The 1,811-nt window shown below is 73.1% G+C and carries 1 protein-coding gene; it reads left to right on the plus strand.

Annotated features, from left to right (window positions below):
* The first annotated feature begins 296 nt into the window (after positions 1-296).
* Entirely contained in the window at positions 297-1,655 is a 1,359-nt protein-coding gene (locus FNH04_RS45590; protein ID WP_322725742.1) for a type III PLP-dependent enzyme domain-containing protein, read from the plus strand.
* Positions 1,656-1,811: the final 156 nt, after the last annotated feature.

Consider the following 1,811-nt stretch of genomic DNA (forward strand, 5'->3'; position numbering starts at 1 on the left):
GTCCTGACACGGTCTGCCTCCTGTGGGCTGGCGGGCGGCGGGTTCGCACTACCTGTTGCACTACCTATTCACATCCTCACTCCCTGAATAGAGCTAGTCAATACGACCGTACGCCAGCGCGGACCCGCCGCGGATGTTTGGCTGAAGACACGGGGCGTACGACCCGGACACGACCGGCCCCGCCTGCGCACGACCGGGACCGCGCCCAGGACCGCGCCCGGAAACACGACCAGGAACACGCACCAGGACCACGCACCAGGACCAGGAACACGACCACGGGGGACACGATGGGGGACATGCAGAACACACTTGCGGGCGGCGGCGACGCGGAGCGCGCCGCGCGGCGGGACGAGGCGATCCGCGCCGCCGTGGAGCAGGGGCTGCTGGGGCCCGGCACGCCCATCATCGGGCTCCTCGACGTCGTCGGCATCCGGGCCTCGGCGGCGGAGCTTCGGGCGGCGTTCGACGCGGTGACCGCGCCGGGCACCCCCGTACTGCACGCCTTCGCGGTGAAGGCCACGCCCCTCGTGCCCGTACTGCGCCTGCTGCGCGACACGGGCATGGGCGCGGAAGTGGCGAGCCCCGGCGAACTGGCCCTGGCGCGGGCGGCGGGCATCACCCCGGCCCGGACCGTGCTCGACTCCCCCGCCAAGACCCCGGCCGAACTGCGCGAGGCGCTGGCCCTCGGCATCGCGGTGAACGCGGACAACCCCCAGGAGCTCGACCGCATCGACGCCCTGGCCCGCTCGGCACCCACCCGCTCGCCCATCGGTATCCGGGTCAACCCCCAGGTCGGCGGCGGCACGATCGACGCGACGTCCACCGCGACATCCACGTCCAAGTTCGGGGTGGCCCTCCAGGACGAGGGCGCCCGTGAATGGGTCGTCCGCGCCTGCGCGGCCCGCCCGTGGCTGACCCGGCTGCACGCGCACACCGGCTCCCAGGGCGTTCCGCTCTCCCTGATGGCGCGGGGCGTGGAGGAGACGTACGCGCTCGCCGAGGAGATCAACCAGCGCCTCGGCCGCCGCCAGATCGACACGATCGACATCGGCGGCGGCCTGCCGGTCAACTTCCACTCGGACGACACGACGCCGACGTACGCGCAGTACGCCCGGCTGCTCTCCGAGGCCGTACCGGGTCTGTTCGACGGGCGGTACGGCCTGGTCACCGAGTTCGGCCGCTCGCTCCTGGCCAAGCACGGCACGGTGGTCGCGCGCGTGGAGTACGCCAAGCGCGCGGGCGGGCGCCCCATCGCGGTGACCCACGCCGGAGTCCAGGTCGCCACCCGCACGGTCTACGCACCGGGCTCATGGCCCCTGCGCATCGCCGCCTACGACCCGAAGGGCCGCCCCAAGGAGGGAGCCCCCGTCGTCCAGGACATCGCCGGCCCCGCCTGCTTCTCCGGGGACCTCCTCGCCGAGGGACGCTCCCTCCCCCTCCTCGACCAGGGCGACTACGCGGCCGCGCTGGACACCGGGGCGTACTACTTCGCCCACCACTACGCCTACAACTCCCTCCCCCGCCCCGCCATCCACGGCTTCGCGCCCCACGCGGACGGACAGATCCACTTCGGCCTCGTACGGCCGGCCCAGACCCCGGAGGACATCGTGAGGGAGTCGGGCGGCTACCAGCCGAGGGCCTTGCTGGACCTGTAGGCCCGTAGGCGGACAGGTAGGTCCCGAGCCCGTGGTCGACTGCCACGGCGCGAAGGCCGGCCCACGCACCGGCGCACAGGGCGCCCCGCGCTTCGACCGGTCCACCGCCAGGCACCGGTTTGACGTGCCGTACAGGCGCTCATCGGCACCCACCCG

Origin of the sequence: Streptomyces phyllanthi (genome assembly GCF_009377205.1) — a bacterium.
Lineage (GTDB): Bacteria > Actinomycetota > Actinomycetes > Streptomycetales > Streptomycetaceae > Streptomyces > Streptomyces phyllanthi.